10 protein-coding genes are annotated in these 21,087 nt (G+C 62.3%); all 10 read right to left on the bottom strand.

Going from position 1 to position 21,087, the window contains the following annotated elements; translation table 11 throughout:
- Nucleotides 1-250: 250 nt before the first annotated feature.
- The 10 genes from ABDW57_RS21575 to ABDW57_RS21620 all read right to left on the bottom strand — a co-directional run bounded on the left by ABDW57_RS21575 (nucleotide 251) and on the right by ABDW57_RS21620 (nucleotide 20,917).
- Entirely contained in the window at nucleotides 251-3,031 is a 2,781-nt protein-coding gene (locus ABDW57_RS21575) for a glycoside hydrolase family 2 TIM barrel-domain containing protein (protein ID WP_343732208.1), read from the bottom strand.
- Nucleotides 3,031-5,421 (bottom strand): glycoside hydrolase family 95 protein, encoded by a 2,391-nt coding sequence (locus ABDW57_RS21580; protein WP_343732209.1) that lies wholly within the window; start codon nucleotides 5,419-5,421, stop codon nucleotides 3,031-3,033. The genes ABDW57_RS21575 and ABDW57_RS21580 overlap by 1 nt, the downstream gene beginning before the upstream one ends.
- The gene (locus ABDW57_RS21585) at nucleotides 5,418-6,959 is read right to left on the bottom strand and encodes a beta-xylosidase (protein ID WP_343732210.1); all 1,542 of its coding nucleotides are present in this window, start codon (nucleotides 6,957-6,959) and stop codon (nucleotides 5,418-5,420) included. The genes ABDW57_RS21580 and ABDW57_RS21585 overlap by 4 nt, the downstream gene beginning before the upstream one ends.
- Nucleotides 6,956-9,829 carry a TIM-barrel domain-containing protein gene (locus tag ABDW57_RS21590; RefSeq protein ID WP_343732211.1) on the bottom strand — a complete coding sequence of 958 codons (2,874 nt, stop codon included), beginning with the start codon at nucleotides 9,827-9,829 and terminating at the stop codon, nucleotides 6,956-6,958. Before ABDW57_RS21590 ends, ABDW57_RS21585 begins: the two co-directional genes overlap by 4 nt.
- Nucleotides 9,830-9,845: 16 nt before the next feature.
- On the bottom strand, nucleotides 9,846-11,489 hold the full coding sequence (locus ABDW57_RS21595) for a DUF5597 domain-containing protein (RefSeq protein WP_343732212.1): 1,644 nt from the start codon (nucleotides 11,487-11,489) through the stop codon (nucleotides 9,846-9,848).
- A gap of 18 nt (nucleotides 11,490-11,507) precedes the next feature.
- Nucleotides 11,508-14,495: a TonB-dependent receptor gene (locus tag ABDW57_RS21600; protein ID WP_343732213.1), complete on the bottom strand. Its 2,988-nt coding sequence runs from the start codon at nucleotides 14,493-14,495 to the stop codon at nucleotides 11,508-11,510.
- A gap of 346 nt (nucleotides 14,496-14,841) precedes the next feature.
- Nucleotides 14,842-15,849 (bottom strand): D-xylose ABC transporter substrate-binding protein, encoded by a 1,008-nt coding sequence (gene xylF, locus ABDW57_RS21605; protein ID WP_343732214.1) that lies wholly within the window; start codon nucleotides 15,847-15,849, stop codon nucleotides 14,842-14,844.
- 23 nt (nucleotides 15,850-15,872) lie between these two features.
- Complete coding sequence (locus tag ABDW57_RS21610) at nucleotides 15,873-17,639, bottom strand: IlvD/Edd family dehydratase (RefSeq protein ID WP_343732215.1); 1,767 nt, start codon at nucleotides 17,637-17,639, stop codon at nucleotides 15,873-15,875.
- Nucleotide 17,640: 1 nt separating this feature from the next.
- Nucleotides 17,641-19,608 (bottom strand): SDR family oxidoreductase, encoded by a 1,968-nt coding sequence (locus ABDW57_RS21615; RefSeq protein WP_343732216.1) that lies wholly within the window; start codon nucleotides 19,606-19,608, stop codon nucleotides 17,641-17,643.
- A gap of 94 nt (nucleotides 19,609-19,702) precedes the next feature.
- The gene (locus ABDW57_RS21620; protein WP_343732217.1) at nucleotides 19,703-20,917 is read right to left on the bottom strand and encodes a XylR family transcriptional regulator; all 1,215 of its coding nucleotides are present in this window, start codon (nucleotides 20,915-20,917) and stop codon (nucleotides 19,703-19,705) included.
- Nucleotides 20,918-21,087: the final 170 nt, after the last annotated feature.

Consider the following 21,087-nt stretch of genomic DNA (forward strand, 5'->3'; position numbering starts at 1 on the left):
CGGCATGCGAGGCAGATCAGGTTGAGAAGGCTGAGGCGGGGCGGGAAGGTATCGCGGCGCGGTGTACGCCGGGCGACGCAGCGGGCATTGACGCAGCAAGGCGTCCGGCACAAGTCTTCATTGCGGCTGTCTCCACATTGTTATCTCCGCGCGATTCTGGTCGCGCGGGTTTGTCAACATTGTGCGCAGCTCGGCAATCGTGCGCAATTATGAAAAACGCCAACTGGCAAACAAAATTACACACGCCCTTTCACGGCGCCGGCGGCTGTCCCGTCACGATATCGATGGTGTTTTCCAGCCAGATGCCAAGGTTGGGCGTGCGCGCCTGCTGCGCCGCCGGCCCCAGCTCGCCCGGCGGATTGAACTTGGTGCCGATCGGCAGAATCGCGTTGAGGAAGGAGATATCGCCCGGCGGGAAGTCCATATGCGTGCCCTTCGGCTCGAAGCCTTCGCCGCTGGCTTCCCTCGGCGTGAACACGCGCAGGGCGATGTCGTCCGCGTGGTTGATGAAGGTGATCGGCAGGTTCCTGGTCGCCAGCGTGGCCCAGTAGACTTTATCGTGGAAGCCCTTGAATTCCGGATAGTTCCACGAAAGGCCGGTGACCGAGTCGTTGTAGTCCTTTTGCCAGACGTCGAACTCCACGCCTTGCGTGCGGTTCTTCCATACGCGATAAGGGCCGCGTCCCAGCCAGCGCATGGATTTCACTTCACTTTCGGGATAGTCGAAGGTTACGCCCAGCGCATCGACATAGCGGCTGGCTTCCATCTGGTAGCCATAGTTCACGCTCAGCTGGCCGGCCGCCGTCAGGCGCCAGTTCACCTTGCGCAGATTGCCGCTGTATTCGGCCGCCACCAGCACGTCGTTGCCCTGGCGCGTGGCCTGTATGCGCTTCAGCTCAGCTTTGCCGCTCACCAGGCGCGGACCGTTGGTCAGCGGTGCAATGACATCGCCTTTTTTCAGCTCGCGCAGATAGCCGGTGGCTTTGTCGATGGTCACGCTGAGCGCCCCCGCCTGCAGGCGATAGCCGTCGGCCAGCTCGGTCAGCGTGGCCTGCGCGGCTGGTGCCGGCTGCAAGGCCATGCGCTGCGCCACCTGTTGCGGACTGGCGATCATCCATGACCAGGTGTAGATCTGGCGGCCGTCGGCGCCGGTGGCGGTCAGGTACAAGGCATCCTGCTGGCGCCAGTCGGGCGGCAAGACAATGTTGGTGACGCCGCGCATGCCGGCCGCCACGTCGGGCGCCTTGGCGCTGCCCTGCGCCACGACCGCATGGCCTGGCTCCTGGCCAAAGCGCACCAGCTGCCAGCTGAATTTCAGCTGTTTGAGGTTGGTGAAATCGTAGCGGTTTTCCAGCGTGATGACGCCATCAAACGTCGGTGGCAGCGATGCCATTTCCGACAGCGGCAGATACACCGGCGACCAGATCTTCTTGACCGCGAAGTAGCTGCCCTCTTTCTCGCGATATGGTCCCACGATGCCATCCGGCGCCAGGTTGCCGGCAACGTCGATCGCGCCGCCACGGTCTTCGCGCACAATCCCCTCGTCGGCAAACGACCAGATAAAGCCGCCCGCGCTGAGCGGATTGGCCAGCATGGCGTTCCACCAGTCATTCAGGCTGGCGCCGGCGCCGCCGTCATACAGGCCGTGCAGGAACTCGGTCGGCATGAACACGTCGCGGCCATTGAACAGCGAGGTGGCGCAGCAGTTAAAGGTGGGATAGTGCGCGGTGTCGATGCCGCCAAAGTTCTCCCATGGGTGGATCACCGGCCGTTTTTGCACATCCCAGGTGGCATACAGGCGATCGAGGTCACGATTGAAGCCGCCCTCATTGCCATTGGCCCAGAAGATGATCGACGGGTGGTGCTGGTCGCGCTGCACCAGCTCCTTCACCAGCGGCGTGGCGACGTCGGTATCGTAGGCTTTCTGCCAGCCGGTCAGTTCGTCGATCACGTACAGACCCACTTCGTCGGCCACGTCCAGGAAATGCGCGTCCGGTGGATAGTGCGACATGCGCACTGCGTTCATGTTCATGTCCTTCATCAGCTTTGCGTCCTCGTAGCTGAGCGCTTTGCTGGTGGTGCGGCCGGTGGTGGGCCAGATGGAATGGCGGTTCGAGCCTTTCAGGCGCACCTTACGGCCATTGACGTAGACGCCGTCGCGCGGGCGCAGCTCGATGGTGCGGAAGCCGATGGTTTTGCTGACTTCATGCACGGTCCTGCCGCCGCCAAGCAGCTGGAAGCGGACCTGGTAGCGTTGCGGATTCTCCGCCGACCAGGGCACGATACGGTCCACATGGCCGCGCAAATGGGCTTTGCCGTCAACCACCTCCGCACGCATCTCCTTGCCCAGCGGGGCACCTGTCAGTGTGGTGATGCGCGCACTGACCTGGCCGCCGCTGGCGCCGGCCAGAAACACGTCTGCCTCAAAGTCACCGGTGTGGCGCGCATCGAGGCTGATGCGTTCGATATTGGTGGTCGGCTTGGCCTCCAGCCACACTGGCCGGTAAATGCCGCTGAACAGCCAGAAGTCGGCGCTGCGCTCGGCGCGGTTCACCGACCTGTTGGCGGAGTAGCGGTTGACCGTTACTTCAAGCTGGTTGTTCTCACCCGGCTTGAGCAGGCGCGTGACGTCGTAGCGGAACTCATAAAAGCCGCCCTGATGCACCGGTCCCGCCGGCTGGCCGTTGATCTTGACCAGCGTGTCGGTCATTGCCGCGCCGAATACGATCTCGATCTGCTTGCCGCGCCAATCAGCGGGCACATTGAATTGATGGCGGTAGATGCCGGTGTTGTCCGGCGCCGGGTCCTGCTCCCAGTCGCTGAAATAGCGGTAGGTGCCGAAACCCTCCATCTCCCAATTGGAGGGCACCGGGATCTTCTTCCACACGCCGCTGTTGCGGCCACCGTTCACATGGAAATCCCACTCGACACGGTGATCCTTGTCGGTGCCGCTCAGGTACTGGATCTGGGTGGGAACCGCAACACACTGGCTGCTCAGGGCCAGTAATAAAGCACTCAGCAGCCAACGCATTACAAACTCCTTCCGAACTGTTTACTCTCGCCTGCCTTGAGATTTAACGGCACGACCTTGTCGCCATAACGCACCGCACCCGCACCTGTGCCCGCGGTGCGGCGGATGGTGGCGGAGGTCAGCTTGCCGTTTGCCCAGCGCAGGTCCACCTCGTAGCCGCCGCGCGCGCGCAGACCTTTGACCGAACCATTGGCCCAGGCGGATGGCAGCGCTGGCAGCAGATGAATTTCACCGGTCTGCGATTGCAGCAGCATTTCGCAGATGGCGGCCGTGGCGCCGAAATTGCCATCGATCTGGAACGGCGGGTGAGCGTCCAACATGTTCGGGTAGGTGCCGCCGGCGTTATTGCTCTCGGTGCCCGGCCCGTTCTGCTGAGCGGCGCGCGCGCCTGGCTTGGCCAGCTGGCCACGCAGCATTTTGTAAGCGTGGTCGCCGTCCAGCAGGCGCGCCCAGAAGGCGGTCTTCCAGGCCATCGACCAGCCGGTGCCGGCGTCGCCGCGTGCTTCCAGCGATTTGCGTGCGGCGGCGGCAAGGGCCGGCGTTTTGGTTGGCGAGATCTGGCGCCCCGGGAACAGGCCAAACAGATGCGAGACGTGGCGGTGCGTATCGCCCGGCGTGTCCAGCACCTTGTCTTTTTTCTCTTCCATCCACTCCAGCAGTTGGCCCCAGCTGCCGATGCCCGGCGTGGCCAGCCTGTCGCGCAATGCCGCGACGTGATTGCGATAAGCGGTGTCGCCCAATGCTTCCGCCGCTTCCACGGTGTTATTGAACAGGTCCCAGATGATTTCCTGGTCATAGCTGACGCCATCTTCAATCGGGCCGTGTTCGGGCGACCAGCCGAGAGGCGCGGCCAGGCGGCCGTCCGGCAGCTCCTTCAGGTAGTCCTCCCAGAAGGCGACCGCCTCCTGCATCAGCGGATAGGCGGTGGTGCGCAGGAAGGTCTGGTCCCGGGTGTAGGCGTAGTGCTCCCAGAAGTGCTGCATGTACCAGGCGTTGCCAGTTTTGTTCCAGACATAGCCCATGCCGCCGAAAGGATTGGATTCGGTACGCACGGTCCAGCCGCGCACCGGCTTGCCGGACTTGCCGACAAAGGTCTCTTCGCGCTGCACGGCTTCGCCGCTCAGATCCGGCTGCGCCATCTGCACAGATTCCGGATGGGCGATGGCTTGCGCCGCGGTGTCGGCCACCAGCTTGCGGTAGACCGGGGCGACGCTTTGCACGAAATCGAAGAACGGCTTGTGGTGCTCGGACAGATTGGCGGGTTCGGCCGGCCAGTAGTTCATCTGCACGTTGATGTTGGTGTGGTAGTCCGACCTCCACGGCGGCGTGGGGTTGTTGTTCCACAGGCCTTGCAGGTTGGCGGGCAGCGAACCGCGCGAGCTGGAGATCAGCAGGTAGCGGCCGAACTGGAAAAACTGCGCTTCCAGTTCGGGATCGTTGCCCTCGGCGGTGTAGGCCTCGATGCGCTGATCGGTGGACAGCTTGCGGCGCGCGGCCGATGCGGCGCCAAAGTCCACCTCCACACGGCCAAACTGCGCCGCATAGTCGCGCTGATGCGCGGCCAGCAGCACATCCCAGACCCGCGATGCCGGCGCGGCAGGTGTGCGGCCCGGCGCGGCTGAAGTGCGGCCCGGCGCGGCGGCGGGCAGTGCGGTATTGCGGGTAGTGCTCGTCGCAGCGGCGACTTGCGCGGCCACGCGCGGCAACGGCGCCTCGCCCTGGAAGCGGCGGGCGGCGTCGATGCTGTAGCTGGTGCCGGCGCCGAGAATCAGCGTGATCGCATCGCTGCCGGTGAAGGTGATCTTACTGCCCTCGACCACCAGCTTGCCGCCCTCGTTCAGCACCTGCACCTGGCTGGCGTACTGCATCGCATTCGGCAGCGCACCCATGGCCACGATGCGGCCATCCTGCGCGCTGATTTTCGCTCCATGCATATCGGTCAGCTCGATGGCGCCGGTGTACTGACCACGCTTGCTGGCAGTCAGCCGCAGCGCGATCACCTGCGCCGGATAACTGGCCAGCGCCTCGCGCTTGAAATGCACGCCATTGTGCGTGTAACTCACCGTATGCACGCTGCGGCTGATATCCAGCCGGCGCGCATACGCTGTGGTGCCCTGCTCATGCCCTGGCAAATGGATGTAGACGTCGCCAAACGGCTGGAACGCGCCCATCTCCTTGTCGTCGCCGGTCCACAGCGTGATGTCATTGAACTGCAGGCGCTCACGCGCCAGCTGCCCGAAAATCATCGCGCCGATCCGGCCATTGCCAATCGGGAGCGCTTCTTTTTCCCAACCCGCCGCCGTGTCCGGAGCGGGCTGGGAATAACGCAACGTCAAATCCGGTGCGGCAGCCGCGCTGGCGGCCACCAATGCCAGGGCCAGCAGCTTCATTGAGGATTAATCTTGATCAGCACCACGTCGTTGACTCGCATCTTCACCTTCACCGACGCCGCGCCGGAAGCCGGTACGCGCACCGTGCTGTTCTGCGGACGATCCATGGTCAGGGCATTCAAGCGCTCGATCTCTTTCGGGGTCAGCGTCTTTGGCGAACCCATTTTCAGGTACGCCGTATGCGCATCATTCGCCTCGAAGCCGGTGCGGTAAACGCTGACCGTGTAAGCACCCGGCTTCAAGCCTCTCAGATCGAGGCTGACCGGCGCGCCATCACGCGTCGGCTGCACGGTGGTGTAGAAGCCGCGATTGCTGCGGCCTTGCTTTGGCGTCTGGAAATCCCAGGCCAACACCTGCACGCCACGGCCATCCTTGGCCGCATAGCTCTGCGTATCGGCAGTCTTGATCGCCTCATTGCCCAGCTGATTCAGATACTTGTAGGCGAACCACGACGGCTTGCGGATGCCCTGCGGATTCATCAAACCAAAGCCGCCTTCAAACGGTGCGGTCGGCGGACCTGGCTCCTCAAACAGATCGCTGTAAGTCCAGTAGCTCATGCCCTGCACGATGCCTTCGGTCGCTTTCAGTTTGCTCAGGATGTAAGGTGCGCTCATGTAGGAATCGTGCACCGGATCGCGTGGCGTGTAGCTGGTGCTCCACTCGGTGAAATACAGCGGCATGTCCGGATGGCCGGCCGCCTTCATCTCATTGCGCACCTTGCGCACATCGCCCACGATGGCGTCCGGCGACGGCGACAGCTTGGTGTCATCCTTGCCATTCTCGTCGAGGAAGCCGCCATCCACGCCATAGGTGTGCGTGGTCACAAAGTCCACCACCGAGCCGGATTGCCTGGTGTGCGCCAGGAATTCCGGCACCCACGCCGCGCCCGCAGTCGACGGACCGCCCACGCGCAACGCAGGATCGATCGCCTTGATGGTGCGCGAGGTATTGTCGTACAACTCAAAGTACGCCTTCTGATCCGCCTTCTCCCAGAAGCCATCCAGATTCGGTTCGTTCCACACTTCGAAGAACCAGGAGCGCACTTCTTCCTTGCCGTAGCGCTCCTGCACGTGGCGGATAAACGCATCGACCAGGCCCGCCCACTTCTTAGGATCGGGGTGCGAGGTATTACCCTTCCAGTAGAAGATGCTCAGGTCCGAGCTGCGCATGGCCAGCGGCGTGAAGCCCAGCTCCACGAAGGGCTTGACGCCCATCTTCAACAGACGGTCATACAGATAATCGAGCTTGGTCCAGTCGTAGACAGGCTTGCCGTCCACTTCCTTGTAGGTGCCCAGCACGTCGTGGAAGATGGCGTGGAAGCGGATATAGCGGAAGCCCAGTTCGTCCTTGGCGGTCTTCAACTGCGCCAGGCTGTCGTCGCGGATCAGCGTGCCCGGATAGTCCGAGCCTACCGACAAATCGGCAAAGCGGTCACGCGGGGTGGTGGGTGCGGCGGCATCCACCACAATGTGACGCACATCGGCCGCGCCGGCAACACCGGCCAGCGCCATCAGAAACAATGCAACGGAAGTCTTCATTTTTTCACCGTGATGGATTTACCTTCATAGCTGACTACCTTGTCAGCCGCGTCGAAATTATCGGTGCTGGAGTCGCCAGGCTTGATGAAGCGCACCTTGAACTGGCGCTTGGCCACCATGCCTTTGTACTGGCCAGTGCGATCGCCGATGGTCACCACGCCGGTCTTGTCGTTGTAGCTGAGCGGAATGCGGCTGAACTCACCACGCAGATACGCATTGCTGACGCCATCGTCTTCATACAGGCTGAATTTGCCGTCCGCGCCGGTGTAGATATTCAGCGTGATCGGCGCATCCGGTTTCTCATCCACGTATTGCGTCACCGGACCGACCGGCAGGATGGCGCCGGCCTTCACCAGCACAGGGATGCGCGTTTCCGCCGCCTTGATGGTGGCCGTGCTGCCGCCCTTGTACAGTTCACCGGTATAGAAGTCATACCAGTTGGCGCCCTTCGGCATGTAGACGCTGCGCTCGCGTGCGCCGTACGCCGTCACCGGCGCCACCAGCATGCTGCGGCCGAACAGGTATTGGTCTTTGATGTCCTTTACCGCTTCGTCGTTCGGGAAGTCCATCACCAGGCCGCGCATGATGGCGCCGGACTCGTAGTGAATGTCGGCAGCGGCCGAGTAAATGTAAGGCATCAGGCGATAACGCAGCTTGTCGTACCAGACCATGGACTCGCGCATCGGCGAGCCTTCCGGCGAAATCTCATGAATCTCGCGCTTGACCACTTCACCGTGGGAGCGGAACAGCGGCGAGAAGGCGCCGAACTGGAACCAGCGCAGATTCAGCTCACGCCATTCCTTGATATCCTCCGGATTGCCCTGCTTGACGCCGGTGCTGCGGTTCTCCTGCGCCGAGCCGACCTCGCCGACCTGGAAGCGCGTCTCCTGCGCGTAGCCGCCAATATCGTGCGTCCAGTTGGCGATGCCCGACATGGATGCGCTCACACCCGCCGAAATCTGGTCGTACAGATTGTTCCAGCGGCTGGCCGTGTCGCCGCTCCAGATGGCGGTGGCGTTACGCTGGATGCCGGCAAAGCCCGAACGCGACAGGATGAACTGGCGCTTCTCCGGCTGGTCCTTTTTCAGGTGGCTGTAGAAGCCCTCCGTATGCACCAGGCTATACGGGTTGAAGGTGATCTCGCCGGCGCCGTAAATGGTCGGGCCGATCAGCTTCTTGAAATCGGCGGGACGGGAGTTGGACAGCACGTCCGGCTCGGTGTTATCCATCCACCAGGCGTCAAAGCCCAGGTCCACCAGCTTGGACTTCATCTGGCGGTAGTAGATATCGCGTGCTTCCGGCGCATACGGCGAGTAGTGGCTGTTCTTGTAGCCAGGACCGACCCAATCCAGCGCGCCATCTTCGACGTTCTTGGTCCACATATGGCCTTTCGCCGCCAGCTCCTTGTAGTTGTCGGTGTTGGAGTAGAACTTGCCCCAGATCGAAATCATGATGCGCGCATTGGCCTTGTGGACTTCATCCACCATGGCTTTCGCGTCAGGGAAGCGCGCCTTGTCGAAGTCGTGCGAACCCCAGCCGTTTTCCGGCCAGTAGAACCAGTCCTGCACCATGTTATCAACCGGCCAGCCCTGCTTGCGGTACTCGCGCAGGACGCCCAGCAGTTGCTCCTGCGTCTCGTAGCGCTGGCGCGATTGCCAGAAGCCGTAGGCCCACTTCGGCATCATCGGCGCCTGGCCGGTCAGGTGGTGGTAGCCGGCGATGACCTTGTCGATGCTCTCGCCGCTGATCACGTAGTAATTGATGCTCTGCGCGACTTCCGACGAGAAGGTCAGCGAGTGGCGCTCGGCTTCCGGCAGCGGGTCGTTGTGGGTCATCGCCACCATGCCGCCGCTCGGCTTCCATTCAAGATGCAGCTTGACCGGCTTGTTGGCCTCGAACTTCACTTCGAAATTGTGATACCACGGATTCCAGCCCTGGCGCCACACATCCATGACTTCCTTGCCGTCCACGCTCAGCTTCGCATAGTCCGACGAATACAGCTGCATCTTGTGCACGCCCGCTTTCGGCGACGACATCGTGCCTTCCCACACCACCTTCAGGTTTGCCGCTTTTGGATCGCCGGCTTCCTTCGGCCAGTTCTCCGCCACGTCCTTCAGGTATTGATAGGCGATGTCCTTTTCCTGACGGGTGAACACCAGTTTGTCGCCCACGTAATAGCGTGCCGTCAGGCCGCCGGTCTTGCCGTCGGCGTCGGTCAGCTGCAGATCGCGGCTCAGCCACGCATACGGTTTGCTGTCGCCAAAGCGCGAGATCGAGTTGTTATCCCACAGGACGCCGTAGTTTTTATCGGAGACCACGAACGGCACGGCAATCGCCATATTGTGCTGCATCAGCAGCACGTCTTCGCCGTTCAGGTTCATCTGGTGATTCTGGTGCTGGCCCAGGCCATAGAACGCGTCCTTGGTGCCGTAATTGAAGCCCTGCTTCACCGCCAGGAACGGCTTGCCATCGACATCCACCGGCGCCATGCTCTCGGCCTGCTGCGTCAGGAATGCTTTGCCGGCGGCGTTAAAGAACTGCACCTGGCCGGTGGCCAGCGAGACCGCCACCGAAATCTTCTTCGCCTTCAGCGTGACCTTGTCCTTGCCCGATGCGGCGACACTGAAGTTACCGCTAACAGGTGCAGCCACGGTCATCAGCGATGGGGTGAGCGCTTTGCCCGCCTGATCCAGCTTCACCACGTGGATGATGTTGTCGGCCATGACTTCGAGCCGCACTTCCCTGGCGGCGCCGCTGTCAGGCTTGACCACCACGCCGGTGGCGGTCTTCTCAAACGAACCGGCCAGGGCGTGGCCGGACATCATCACTGCCAGGCATGAAGCCGCGTGAGCGATGGTTTTGATACGCATAATGTCTCCGTATTTTTTAGTAAGTACCAAGCTTCACCTTCAACACCACCGGATTGCCGGTCAGGTTGAGGCCATAATCGGTCTGGTCGCCGTTCCAGTTGCGCTCCATGATCCATTTGCCGGAAGGGTCGTAGCGGCCCTCCTCCACGCGCGCCCACATCGACGGCTTGCCGCCGGCATGGTCAATCTTCACGCGCGCGCGCTGGCCGACGATGATGAATTCGTTCTCGCCGATCTGCGCGATGGCGACGCCGCCGTTCGGCTTCTCGGTGCCGGCCGGCAGATCCTTCACATCCTTGAAGTATTTGCTCTCGCCGAACTGCCACTCGCGGAACGAGATGGTCGCCTTCCAGCCCTTCATGTCGACCGTTTGCGGCTGGCGATCGTCGCCTTCCGCCACGCCGTAGGTACGGCCTTCAAACGCCCACTTGGCCCACTGGCGTTCCATCGGACGGAACACGGCGTAGATTTTGCCGAACGGTTCCACCATGGTCTTGTCGGTGGCCTTGTTCCCAAGCGGGAAATTGCTGTAGTCCGCATAGTCGATGCCGAACGGCGAGAAGCCGATGGCGCCGCGGCCCAGCACCTGCCAGGTGTAGCGCACGTATTCCGAGGCGTTGCTCATCTCCGGCACCATCAGCGGATTGTCCGGGCGCTGGAAGCGATCGAGCGTGGCCGTGAATTTGTTCGACTCCGGACCATAGATGTCCGGGCCGGCGAAATCGATATGCGGCGCGGCGGCGCGGTAAATATCGAGCACGTCATAGGTCGGGCCGCCGCTGGCAAAGTTTTCCTTCCACGGTTTGACCGGATTTTCCAGCGGGTCGCGGATCGCGTTATTCACGTACATCGGCAGGTTGTAAACCGCGCGGCCTGCCTTGGCGATTTCCTCGATATAGCTGGCGATGGAATACGCGTGGAAGTACTCGTCGGCGTAGTCGCCGTAGACCTGCTTCCAGGTGCCGCTCTTCGCCAGTTCCACCGGCGATTTTTTATGGTCCAGCACCACTTGCGGCACCGGCTGATTGAACAGCGCTTCCGCCTTTGGCGCGTAGTCGCGCGCGAAGCCGTAGGTGCCGACTTCATTCTCGACCTGCACCATGATCACGGTGCGTTGTGCTTCGTCGATTTTCTTAATGTGGGTCATCAGCGCCACAAAGGCCTTCTTGTCGGCCTTCAGCGTCTCCTCGCCCTGCGGCGACAGGCAGTAGGTGATCTTGCCGTCCTTGGAGACCATGCGCGGGAAGCGCGCGTTGTTGAACTTGACCCACTCCGGCGCATAGTTGGCGCCGGTGTTCTTCCAGGTGCCAAACCACAGCAGCACCAGTTTCACTTTATTCTTGCGTGCTTCGGCGACCAGCGTGTCGACGTAGCTGAAATCGAATTTGCCTTCCACCTGCTCGATCTGTTCCCAGGCCACCGGGATTTCGAGGGTGTTGGCATTCATGTCCTTGATCGCCGCGAAGACCTTGTTCAGGGCCAGCGGGTAATTACTGGAATTCTGCGCCTGTCCGCCGAGGATGACGAAGGGCGCGCCGTCCACCATCAAGGCGAAACGGCCGTCCTTCTTCACTATCTGCGGGATGTCGGCGGCCGCCGCGCCAGCTGCGGCCATCAAAAAACTGAGGGAGGTAACCAGCTGGCGGGCGGATTTCTTCATCTAGATAGAACCTTTCAATTAAAAGTCATAGCTGAGTTTAGCAACCACGCGACGGCCGGTCTTGAACCATGCGCGACCCATCATACCGATATTTTGCTGCATCAGCTGTTTATAGGTCGAATCGGTCAGGTTTTGCGCTTCCACGCCCAGCTGCACCTTGTCGCTGAACTTGTAGAACACCGACGCATCCAGCTGGCCGTATGCATCCGACCAGGTAGGCAGCGCCCAGGCGACGTTGGTCTGGCCGTAGGTCGGGCTGGCCGGATTGGAGTCCGTGGCATCGCCGCCCTTGGTGCCGTTGACGTTCACGCCTTGCAGCGACTTCGAACGCCAGTTGTAAGCCAGGCGCGAGGACCATGGGCCTTTGTCGTACAGCAGCGCGATGTTATACGACTGGCGCGACAGGTTTTCCAGCGGCAGGTTGCCGAAGGTGGTGCCGTTGGTATCGCAGCCATTCAGGTTCAGGTTGACGTTGGCCGCGTTGTCGCCGCCGGTGCAGTACTTCGAATACACCGGGTTGTACAGATCGCGCTTGCTGTCGACGAAGGTGAAGTTGGCTTGCAGACCCAGGCCGGACCAGGCGCCAGGCAATTGGTCGAAGTACTGCTGGTATGCCAGTTCGACGCCGCGTGCATGGCCTCTGGCGCCGTTGACCGGACCGGTGACCGTGAAGTTCTGCATCTTGCCGGTGCTGTCTGGCAGCTGATAGTTGTACACCTGGTTGACGATGATGTCTTTCAGGCGCTTGTTGAACACCGCCACGGTGAACGAACCAGTCGGCGCGAAGTACCATTCGGCCGTCAGGTCGACCTGCTTGGAGGTGGTTGGGCGCAGCAGCGGATTGCCGGTGCCGGTGCCGCTCTGGGTCACGCTGTTGACGTTGGTGACGCCAGTGCCGGTATTGGTCGTGGTGTCGGCGGTCTGCGACAGCACGGTGTAACCCTGCAGCTGGGTGAAGTCAGGACGCGACAACGCCGATGCGGCGGCGAAGCGGAACTGCAGCTTGTCGCTGGCCTTGAGGCGCAGGTTCAGGCTAGGCAGGACGTTGTGGTAGCTGTTCTCGAAGTCCTGGGCCTTGGAGAATGGCGCGATCGCCGGAATCGGCACGCCGGTCAGGTTGCCGCTTGGGACGGTCGAGCTGAACACGGTGTAGCCATGCGCGGTCGAATCGGTCTTCACATAACGCACGCCGACGTTACCATCCACCGGATACTTCAGCTCATCCCAGCCGAAGCGCAGCTGGCCATACAGCGCCTTGGTTTTTTCCGACTGATCGTTGGTGCCCGCGGGATCGGTGCCGAAGGTGGCTGGCGTCCATGGCGAGCAGGTGTTGCCCTTCTCCGCGCACAGGATGTCGTGGTAGGTGTGCAGCTGTGCGTAGGTGCTTGGATAGCCTTGCGCCAGCGATGGGTTAGGGAACACCACCGATGGCACCGACACGCCGCCGTTGAAGAAGTTGTCGAAGCTGTGCAGGCTGGTGTTGCCGGCGAAGCGTGGATCGCCCAGGTAAGCCAGGTGCGAGATCTCGCCCTGCCATGGCTGGGTGATGGCCGCCCAGTTGTAGCTTGGGTTGGAGTTGGTGGTGGTGGCCGAACGGTCGGTCAGGCGCACACCAAAGCGCACGTCGCGCAGCACCGGATGATCGAAGTCATATTTGACGTCGGTCTTCCACGCGGTTTCATCCGCCTTGCTGCGGTCCAGGTGTTCCATGGTGAACGCCCAGTAGTAGTTGTTCGGATTCGCCAGGTAGGCGCGGTCCGCATCGTCGAAAATCAGCTTGGGCACATTGCCGGTCAGGTCCAGCTGCTCTTTCGGCATCTGCACGCCGGTGGCCACGGTGGAGTCGAAGCTGTGGGTCTTGGCCTTGATGTGCTGCAGGTCGGTGGTGACGGTCCAGCTGTCCTTGCGCCAGCGCAGGTTCCACGACACGTCGGTGGTATCGGAATTGCGCTTGGCCGAACGGGTGTCGTCGCCGAAGTTGATGCCGGCGCCGGTCGAATCGGTCAGGGTGCCGGTCAGCAGCTGGCCATTGGAGCCAAAGGTGGCGTCAGGCGAGACACGGATGTTGTAAGGGCTGGACTGGGCGAAGATCGCCTGCTCGTCCCACTGCATCTGGTACTTCGATTTGAAGTAGGTCAGGCCGCTGGACCACTCATCTTTTTTCCATTGCAGCGCGCCGTATGCGCCTTCGCGCTTGCGGTTGAATTCCAGCGTACGCCACTGCGCGCCTTTCGGTACGTAGACCGGGTTGCCCTTGGCGTCTTTCAGCGGATAGTAAGGCTCGACCTGGAAGGCGTCGGTACGGGTGCCGCTTTCCGAGTACGCCAGGTCCAGCAAGGCGCCCACTTCACCGATCGGGGTTTTCCAGCGGTTCGACACCAGGCCCGAATACGATGGCGAGGTCTTGCCCTTCTTCAGTTCCGACCAGGTACGGTCGGCCGAGATGGACGCCTTGAAGCCCTTGTAGTCGAATGGCATGGCGGTACGCAGGTTCACCAGGCCGCCGACGGCGCCTTCGATCTGCTCGGCCGACGGGTTCTTGTAGATATCGACGCCTGCCACCAGTTCCGGCGGCACGTCTTCAAAGTTCAGCGAGCGGCCGCCGTTGGCCGAGAACGAATCGCGGCCGTTCAACTCCGAGCGCACATAGCTCAGGCCACGAATCGATACGCCCGAACCTTCCACCGAGAAGTGCTCCGGGTCGCCCTTGGCCATGGTGCGGTCGATGGTCACGCCGACCACGCGTTGCAGCACCTCGGTCACCGAACGGTCAGGCAGCTTGCCCATGTCCTCGGCGACGATGGAGTCAACGATTTCGTCGGAATTCTGTTTAATCTTCTGTGCCGATTGCAGCGCTGCGCGCTGGCCGGTCACGATCACCGCTACCGGTTCAGCGGCAGCATCGGTTTTAGGGGTGTCAGTCGTCTGGGCTACGGCTGCGCCGCTCAGCATCATCGTCATCTGGGCCAGGCCCATTGCGATGGCTGTTTTCTTGAGATGTTTCATCTACGCTCTCCAAAGTTGTACGAATTGGCGATAGCTCTGTGGCTATTCATTTTGTATTTCTCGTCGTCTGTGGGGTGAATCTGGATGCGGGAGGTTGAGCTGTCCCGCCGGCGCTGCATCAGCGCGCAAATCTGGTCTTCATTGAATGTCGTCTCACTCGCTGTATTTTTTATCGCGGCGGCCAGCTGGCCGGGTGCCAGTGCGCGCGAATTTGAATCATTGTGCAAGTTAGACCATGAAGCGGCAATTGCGAAATTCACCAAGGGGGCGAATGATAATAAGCAATCGTAGCGTGCGGAACACAGATGCACGGGACCGGGCGGCCCCGTGTTGCAAACTTACTTACTCATTTATTTATCCCGAGCTGCGCCTGGGTGTAGAAGCCATCCTTCACCACCAGGTCCACATTGGCCTTGGTCAGCGCGATGGGCTTCAAGAATACTGAATCCACGTCCTTGAAGCCATTGTTGTACTTGGCGTTGAAGGCCGGCTTCTCATTACGCACCAGCTGCACCGACAGCTTGGCCGCTTCCGACGCGATCAGCTTCAGCGGCTTGTACACCGTCAGCGTCTGGGTGCCGGCGATGACGCGTTTAACCGCCGCCAAATCGGAGTCCTGCCCCGACACCGCCACCTTGCCGTCCAGCTTTTGCGCAGCCAGCGCCTGGATCGCACCACCGGCGGTGGCGTCGTTGGAAGCCACCACGGCATCGATCTTGTTGCCGTTGGCAGTCAGCGCATTCTCAACGATGGACATCGCCTCGGACGGGCTCCAGTCCTTCACCCACTGCTTGCCCACCACCTTGATGTCGCCCTTGTCGATCAAGGGCTGCAGCACCTTCAACTGGCCTTCGCGCAGCATCTTGGCGTTGCTGTCGGTCGGCGCGCCGCCCAGCAGGTAGAAGTTCCCTTTCGGCTTGGCCGCCAGCACGCCTTGCGCCTGCAACTGCCCCACCATGTTGTTATCGAAGGAGATGTAAGCGTCGATATCGGCGTTGAGAATCAGGCGGTCGTAAGAGATCACCTTGATCTTCGCTTTCTTCGCTTCGCGCACCGCGTTGGTCAGCACGGTGGCGTTGTAGGGAACGATGACCAGCACGTCGACACCGCGCGAAATCAGATTCTCGATCTGCGCGATCTGGCGCTGCTCGCTGGCGTCGGCCGACTGCACGAATACCTTGGCGCCCTGCTGCTCGGCGGCGGCGACAAAATAGTCGCGATCGCGCGCCCAGCGTTCAAGGCGCAGGTCATCGATGGAAAAACCGATCTTCGGATTCTTGGCGTCGGCCATGGCGTTACCGCCGGCAAAAGCCATCATGACGGCGATGGCCGCCGTGCTGAGTATTTTCTTCATCGTTCCTGTCTCCGCTGTTGTACCTAGTGATTGTGGCGCGCCATGTTATCGGCCACGCCACGATATGGTACAGCGAGTTCCATGCAGGCGCCCGATTCCATCTGGCCTACCGTGCTGCGGTAGATTTCCTGCCATGGCGTCTGGCTGGCAGGGACTGGCGGAACGCCATCCTGCTTGCGGCGCTCCCACTCGGCCGGATCGACCAGCGCGTCGCAGCGGCCGGCGTTGAGGTCCACGCGGATACGGTCGCCGGTGCGCAGCCATGCCAGCCCGCCGCCCACCGCGCTTTCCGGCGAGGCGTTCAGGATGGACGGGCTGTCCGAGGTGCCGGACTGACGCCCGTCGCCCAGCGTCGGCAGCCAGTTGACGCCGCGCCTGACCAGCGCATCGGGCGGCTGCATGTTAACCACTTCCGCCGAACCGGGCCAGCCCACCGGGCCGGCGCCGCGGATCACCAGCATGCAGTCTTCATCAATATTGAGCGAAGGGTCGTTGATGCGCGCGTGGTAATCGCCCGAGCCATCAAACACAATCGCGCGGCTTTCGAAGATATTCTCCTGTCCCGGCTTGCTCAGGTAGCGCGCGCGGAAGGCCGGCGAGATCACGCTGGTTTTCATGATGGCGAAGTCGAACAGGTTGCCACTCAGGACGAAGAAGCCAGCGTCTTCCTTCAGCGGTGCGCTGAACGGATAAATCACTTCGCGGTCGGCCGTCTCGCGGCCCACCAGGTTTTCCTTCATGGTGCGGCCGGTGACGGTGGCACGCTCCGAGCGCAGCATGCCCTGCTGCTCCAGCTCCCACATCACCGACGGCACGCCGCCGGCACGGTGGAAACGCTCGCCCAGGAATTTGCCGGCCGGCTGCATGTTGAGCAGCAGCGGCACCTTGTGGCCATATTCCATCCAGTCGCTCGATTTCAGCTCCACGCCGGCGTGACGCGCCATGGCCACGATATGCTGCTGCGCGTTGGTGGAGCCGCCGATGGCGGCATTGACCACGATGGCGTCAAGGAAGGCTTCGCGCGTCAGGATGCTGGACGGCTTGATGTCCTGCTTCGCCATCTCGACGATGCGGCGGCCGGTCTCGTACGCCATCTGGCCGCGTTCGCGGTACGGCGCCGGAATGGCCGAGCAGCCGGTCAGCGACATGCCCAGCGCTTCCGCGATGGCGTTCATGGTCGATGCCGTGCCCATGGTGTTGCAGTGGCCCGCCGATGGCGCCGAGGCGGCGGCGATCTGCAGGAACTTCTCGTTGTCGATCTGCCCTGCCGCCAATTGCCGGCGGCCCTTCCAGATGGCGGCGCCGGAACCGGCCAGCTCACCTTCGAACCAGCCGTCCAGCATCGGTCCGCCGGACAGCACGATGGCGGGAATGTCCACCGTGGCCGCGGCCATCAGCTGCGACGGCGTGGTCTTGTCGCAGCCGGTGGTCAGCACCACCGCGTCGATCGGGTAGCCGTGCAGGATCTCGACCAGCCCCATATACGCCAGGTTGCGGTCAATGGCGGCGGTCGGACGGCGGCAGTTTTCAAAGATCGGATGCAACGGGAATTCCATCGCAATCCCGCCCGCATCGCGGATGCCGTCGCGCACGCGCCTGGCCAGTTCCAGGTGGATGCGGTTGCACGGGCTGATGTCGCTGCCGGATTGCGCGATGCCGATGATGGGGCGGCCGGAGCGCAGTTCTTCCGGCGTGATCCCGTAGTTCATGAAGCGCTCCAGGTAGAGCGCGGTCATATCGATGTGGTCCGGATTATCGAACCAGTCCTGCGAGCGGTAGCGGCGCGTCATGTCATGCCCCGTACCAGCCGGCGTCGACGAAATATTCGCGGCCGGAGCAGCGCGCCGCGCTGTCCGATGCCAGGAACAAGGTCAGCGCCGCCACGTCGGCAATCTCCACGCGCTGCGGCAGGCACTGGCCGGCCAGGATGCGGGCTTCTTCTTCCGGCGTATGCCACAGCGCCTCCTGGCGCGGCGTGCGTACGCCGCCAGGAATGATGGCGTTGACGCGGATGTTGTCGCGCCCCAGATCACGCGCCATGCCGCGCGTCATGCCTTCGATGGCCGCCTTGGCGGTCATGTACAGGGTCAGGTCCGGCAAGGCCAGATGCCAGGAGATGGAGCTGAAGTTGAGGATCACGCCGCCGCCCGCTTCCTGCATGCCCGGCACCACGGCCTGAGCGCAGAAGTACAGGTGGCGCAGGTTGACCGCCATGCGGTTTTCCCAGTACGCCGGGGTCACATCCTTGATGGCGTGGCGGTCGTCGTTGGCGGCGTTGTTGACCAAAACATCTACCGGGCCGATGGACGCGAACACCTTGCCGACTTTTTCCAGATCGGTCAGGTCGCAATGCACGAACTTCGGCGGCGCCGACAGGGTCGACAGGCGCGCCTGCAGCTCCAGCGAATCCTTCTCCGCGATATCAAGGAAAGTCACCTGCGCGCCCTGGCGCGCGAAGGCTTCCACAATGCCGGAACCGATGCCGCTGCCGCCGCCGGTGATCACCACGCGCTTGCCGGCCAGGCTGGGATAGATGGCCTGCTCCGGGGTGGTCTGCGGCTTGGCTTTGGTGCTGACAGAACGCGCGCCGATGCCGCTGCGCGCACGTTCCAGCAGCGCGCGCACGCCATAGGTCCACGGCGCGATGGCATCGCTGCGCTGCACGTGGTTGACCAGCGCGCCCAATGCCGGCGTGGAGATGGTCACGCGGTCGCCCAGGTGGTGGGTGAAGCCGCCGCCCGCCGCATCGCGGTCCTTGATCGGCGAGAACATGGTGCCCAGGAAGAGCATGAAGCCATCCGGGTATTGATGGTGGCGGCCGCACACCTGGCTCACCAGGTCGAGCGGATCGCGGCTGATCTCGCGCATGCGGCTGGTGCCGGCCAATTGGAAGTCGTCATCCTTCCCTTCGATCAGCATGCTCAGTTCCGCATCGCGCACGGTGTCGATGGTGAAGTGCTCGTCGAACAAACGGATGAACGGGCCGATAGCGCACGAGCCGTTGTTGTCCTTGGCCTTGCCCAGCAGGAGCGCGCTGCGGCCTTCGATGTCGCGCAGATTAACGTCGTTGCCGAGCGTGGCGCCCAGCACCTGCGCCTTGCTGTTGACGGCCAAAACGACTTCCGGCTCGGGGTTGTTCCATTTCGAATCCGGGTGCAGGCCGACGTCCGCGCCCACGCCCACCGCCGACATCGGCTGCGACTTGGAGAACACTTCCGCATCCGGGCCGATGCCCACTTCCATGTAAGGCGACCACAGGCCGCGCGCGATCAGGTCTTCCTTCAGCTTGAGCGCCGCCGGCGAACCGGGCTTGATGGCTGACAGGTCGGAGCCGATGATGTTCTGGATTTCCGCGCGCAGCGCGTGGGCGCGCGATGGATCGCCCGCCGCCTGCTCTTCAATCACGCGTTCCAGCAGACTGACGGCGAAGGTCACGCCGCACGCCTTGATGGCCTGCAGGTCGCACGGCGCCAGCAGGCGCGGCACACTGGTCTCATTGATGTCGTTGCGCAGCGCCGCGGCCAGCAGGTCCTGCACACTGCCGAGCGATACGCCCGGTGCGGAACGGGCGATTTCCAGTGCGTCCTGGCGTTCCAGCAGGTCGGACATGGTGGGTGCATGCGCGGAGATGTCGAACACCTCGCCGGCACGCACCGCCACCACGCAAGGTCCATTGATTTCACCGTGGCGCCATACACGGCCCACCAGTACAGCGCGTGCCGCGTCTACGGGCAGCAGCGAATTGATTTGTGTTTCCAAGGTCTATTCTCCAGGCATCTAGCGGTTAGCTGGAGAATTCTGACCCGCCTAAATATTAGCCGCAATTATGAAAATCACCAATCGCGGTCATAATTTACGCCGCCAGTTCAGGCGCTGGCAGCGCCGAGCCGTCATCCACGATGCCCATCATGGCGCGGTCCTGGTAGGTGCGCGGCGTGCACCCAAGCTCGCGCTTGAACACCGCGTGCATGTACTGCACCGAGGTGAAGCCGCAGCACAGCGCCACCTCGGCTATGCTGCGCTCACCGCGCGCCAGCATCGATGTCGCGGCATCGAGCTTGAAGCGCAGGATCACGTCATGCACGCTGCAATTGAGCTCCTGCCGGAAGTAGGACTCCAGCGAGGAGCGCGAAATGCCCACGTATTCAGCCACCTGGTGCGTCTTGATGCCCTGGCAGGCGTACTGGCGGATAAAATGGCGCGCGCGCATCACGTGCGGATGCTTGGGCGCTTCGTGCTGGGTCGAGGCCAGCACGTTGATGCCGACCGGCGGCACCAGCACGCGCGTACCGCTCATGCGCACACCGTGCAGCATCTGGTCCAGCAGGTGGGCGGCGGTGCGGCCCATCTCCTGCGCGCCCTGAATCACGGAGCTGAGCGGAATACGGGTCAGCATGCGCGCCAGCGGATCGTTGTCGATACCGATCAGCGCCACCTGTTCCGGCACGGCGATGCCGGCCATGATACAAGCCTGCATCAACTGGCGCGCGCGCGCATCGGTCACGGCAATGATGCCGACCGGCTTCGGCAAACTATGCAGCCACTTGATCTGCTGCTCCACCGCCTCGTCCCACGACGGCGCGCTGGTGCCCAGGCCGCGGTAAATATGCGGCTCCATCTTGTCCGCGCTCATGAGCGTGCGGAAGGCGTGCTCGCGCTCCTGCGCCCAGCGGTTCTCCTGCGCCTCCGGCAGCGAGAACATGGCAAAGTGGCGCAGGCCGGCCTCGATCAGGTGATCGCGCGCCATTTTGATCAGCTTGAAGTTATCAGTGGCGACGTAAGGCACATCCTCCGGATAGGCCGACTGGTTTTCATACGAACCGCCCACCGCCACCACCGGGATGCGGCTGCGCGTCAGGGCCTCGGCCACGGCCGGATCGTCAAAGTCGGCAATGATGCCATCGCCCTGCCAGTGCTCGATGCCGGGCAGGCGCAGGCGGAAATCCTCTTCCAGGAACAGATCCCAGGACGCACGCGTGGAGCTCAGGTACGCGGCAATGCCGGCGATGACTTCGCGATCAAATATCTTATTTGCATTAAACAGCAGCGCAATCCGGTGTGACTTCATCTGCATATCAACTACCCCGCTCCAGGACGTGTGTGGCCGTCTTGATGGTACATGGCGCCCGGATGGTGCAGATATGAAAAATTTCGCTTGATCCATAACGAAATTGACTAAATTCTTTAAAGAAATTACGTTTTCGGCTTACCGTACACGATGCCGCGGCCGGCCGTGCT

The sequence above is a fragment of the Duganella sp. genome, from assembly GCF_039595735.1.
GTDB lineage: Bacteria > Pseudomonadota > Gammaproteobacteria > Burkholderiales > Burkholderiaceae_D > Rugamonas.

Bases quoted from the DNA above. Each gene is read 5' to 3' on its own strand.
- ABDW57_RS21595 (WP_343732212.1), bottom strand. From the start codon at position 11,489: ATGAAGAAATCCGCCCGCCAGCTGGTTACCTCCCTCAGTTTTTTGATG.
- ABDW57_RS21600 (WP_343732213.1), bottom strand. From the start codon at position 14,495: ATGAAACATCTCAAGAAAACAGCCATCGCAATGGGCCTGGCCCAGATG.
- ABDW57_RS21585 (WP_343732210.1), bottom strand. From the start codon at position 6,959: ATGAAGACTTCCGTTGCATTGTTTCTGATGGCGCTGGCCGGTGTTGCC.
- ABDW57_RS21580 (WP_343732209.1), bottom strand. From the start codon at position 5,421: ATGAAGCTGCTGGCCCTGGCATTGGTGGCCGCCAGCGCGGCTGCCGCA.
- ABDW57_RS21575 (WP_343732208.1), bottom strand. From the start codon at position 3,031: ATGCGTTGGCTGCTGAGTGCTTTATTACTGGCCCTGAGCAGCCAGTGT.
- ABDW57_RS21610 (WP_343732215.1), bottom strand. From the start codon at position 17,639: ATGACGCGCCGCTACCGCTCGCAGGACTGGTTCGATAATCCGGACCAC.
- xylF (WP_343732214.1), bottom strand. From the start codon at position 15,849: ATGAAGAAAATACTCAGCACGGCGGCCATCGCCGTCATGATGGCTTTT.
- ABDW57_RS21590 (WP_343732211.1), bottom strand. From the start codon at position 9,829: ATGCGTATCAAAACCATCGCTCACGCGGCTTCATGCCTGGCAGTGATG.
- ABDW57_RS21620 (WP_343732217.1), bottom strand. From the start codon at position 20,917: ATGAAGTCACACCGGATTGCGCTGCTGTTTAATGCAAATAAGATATTT.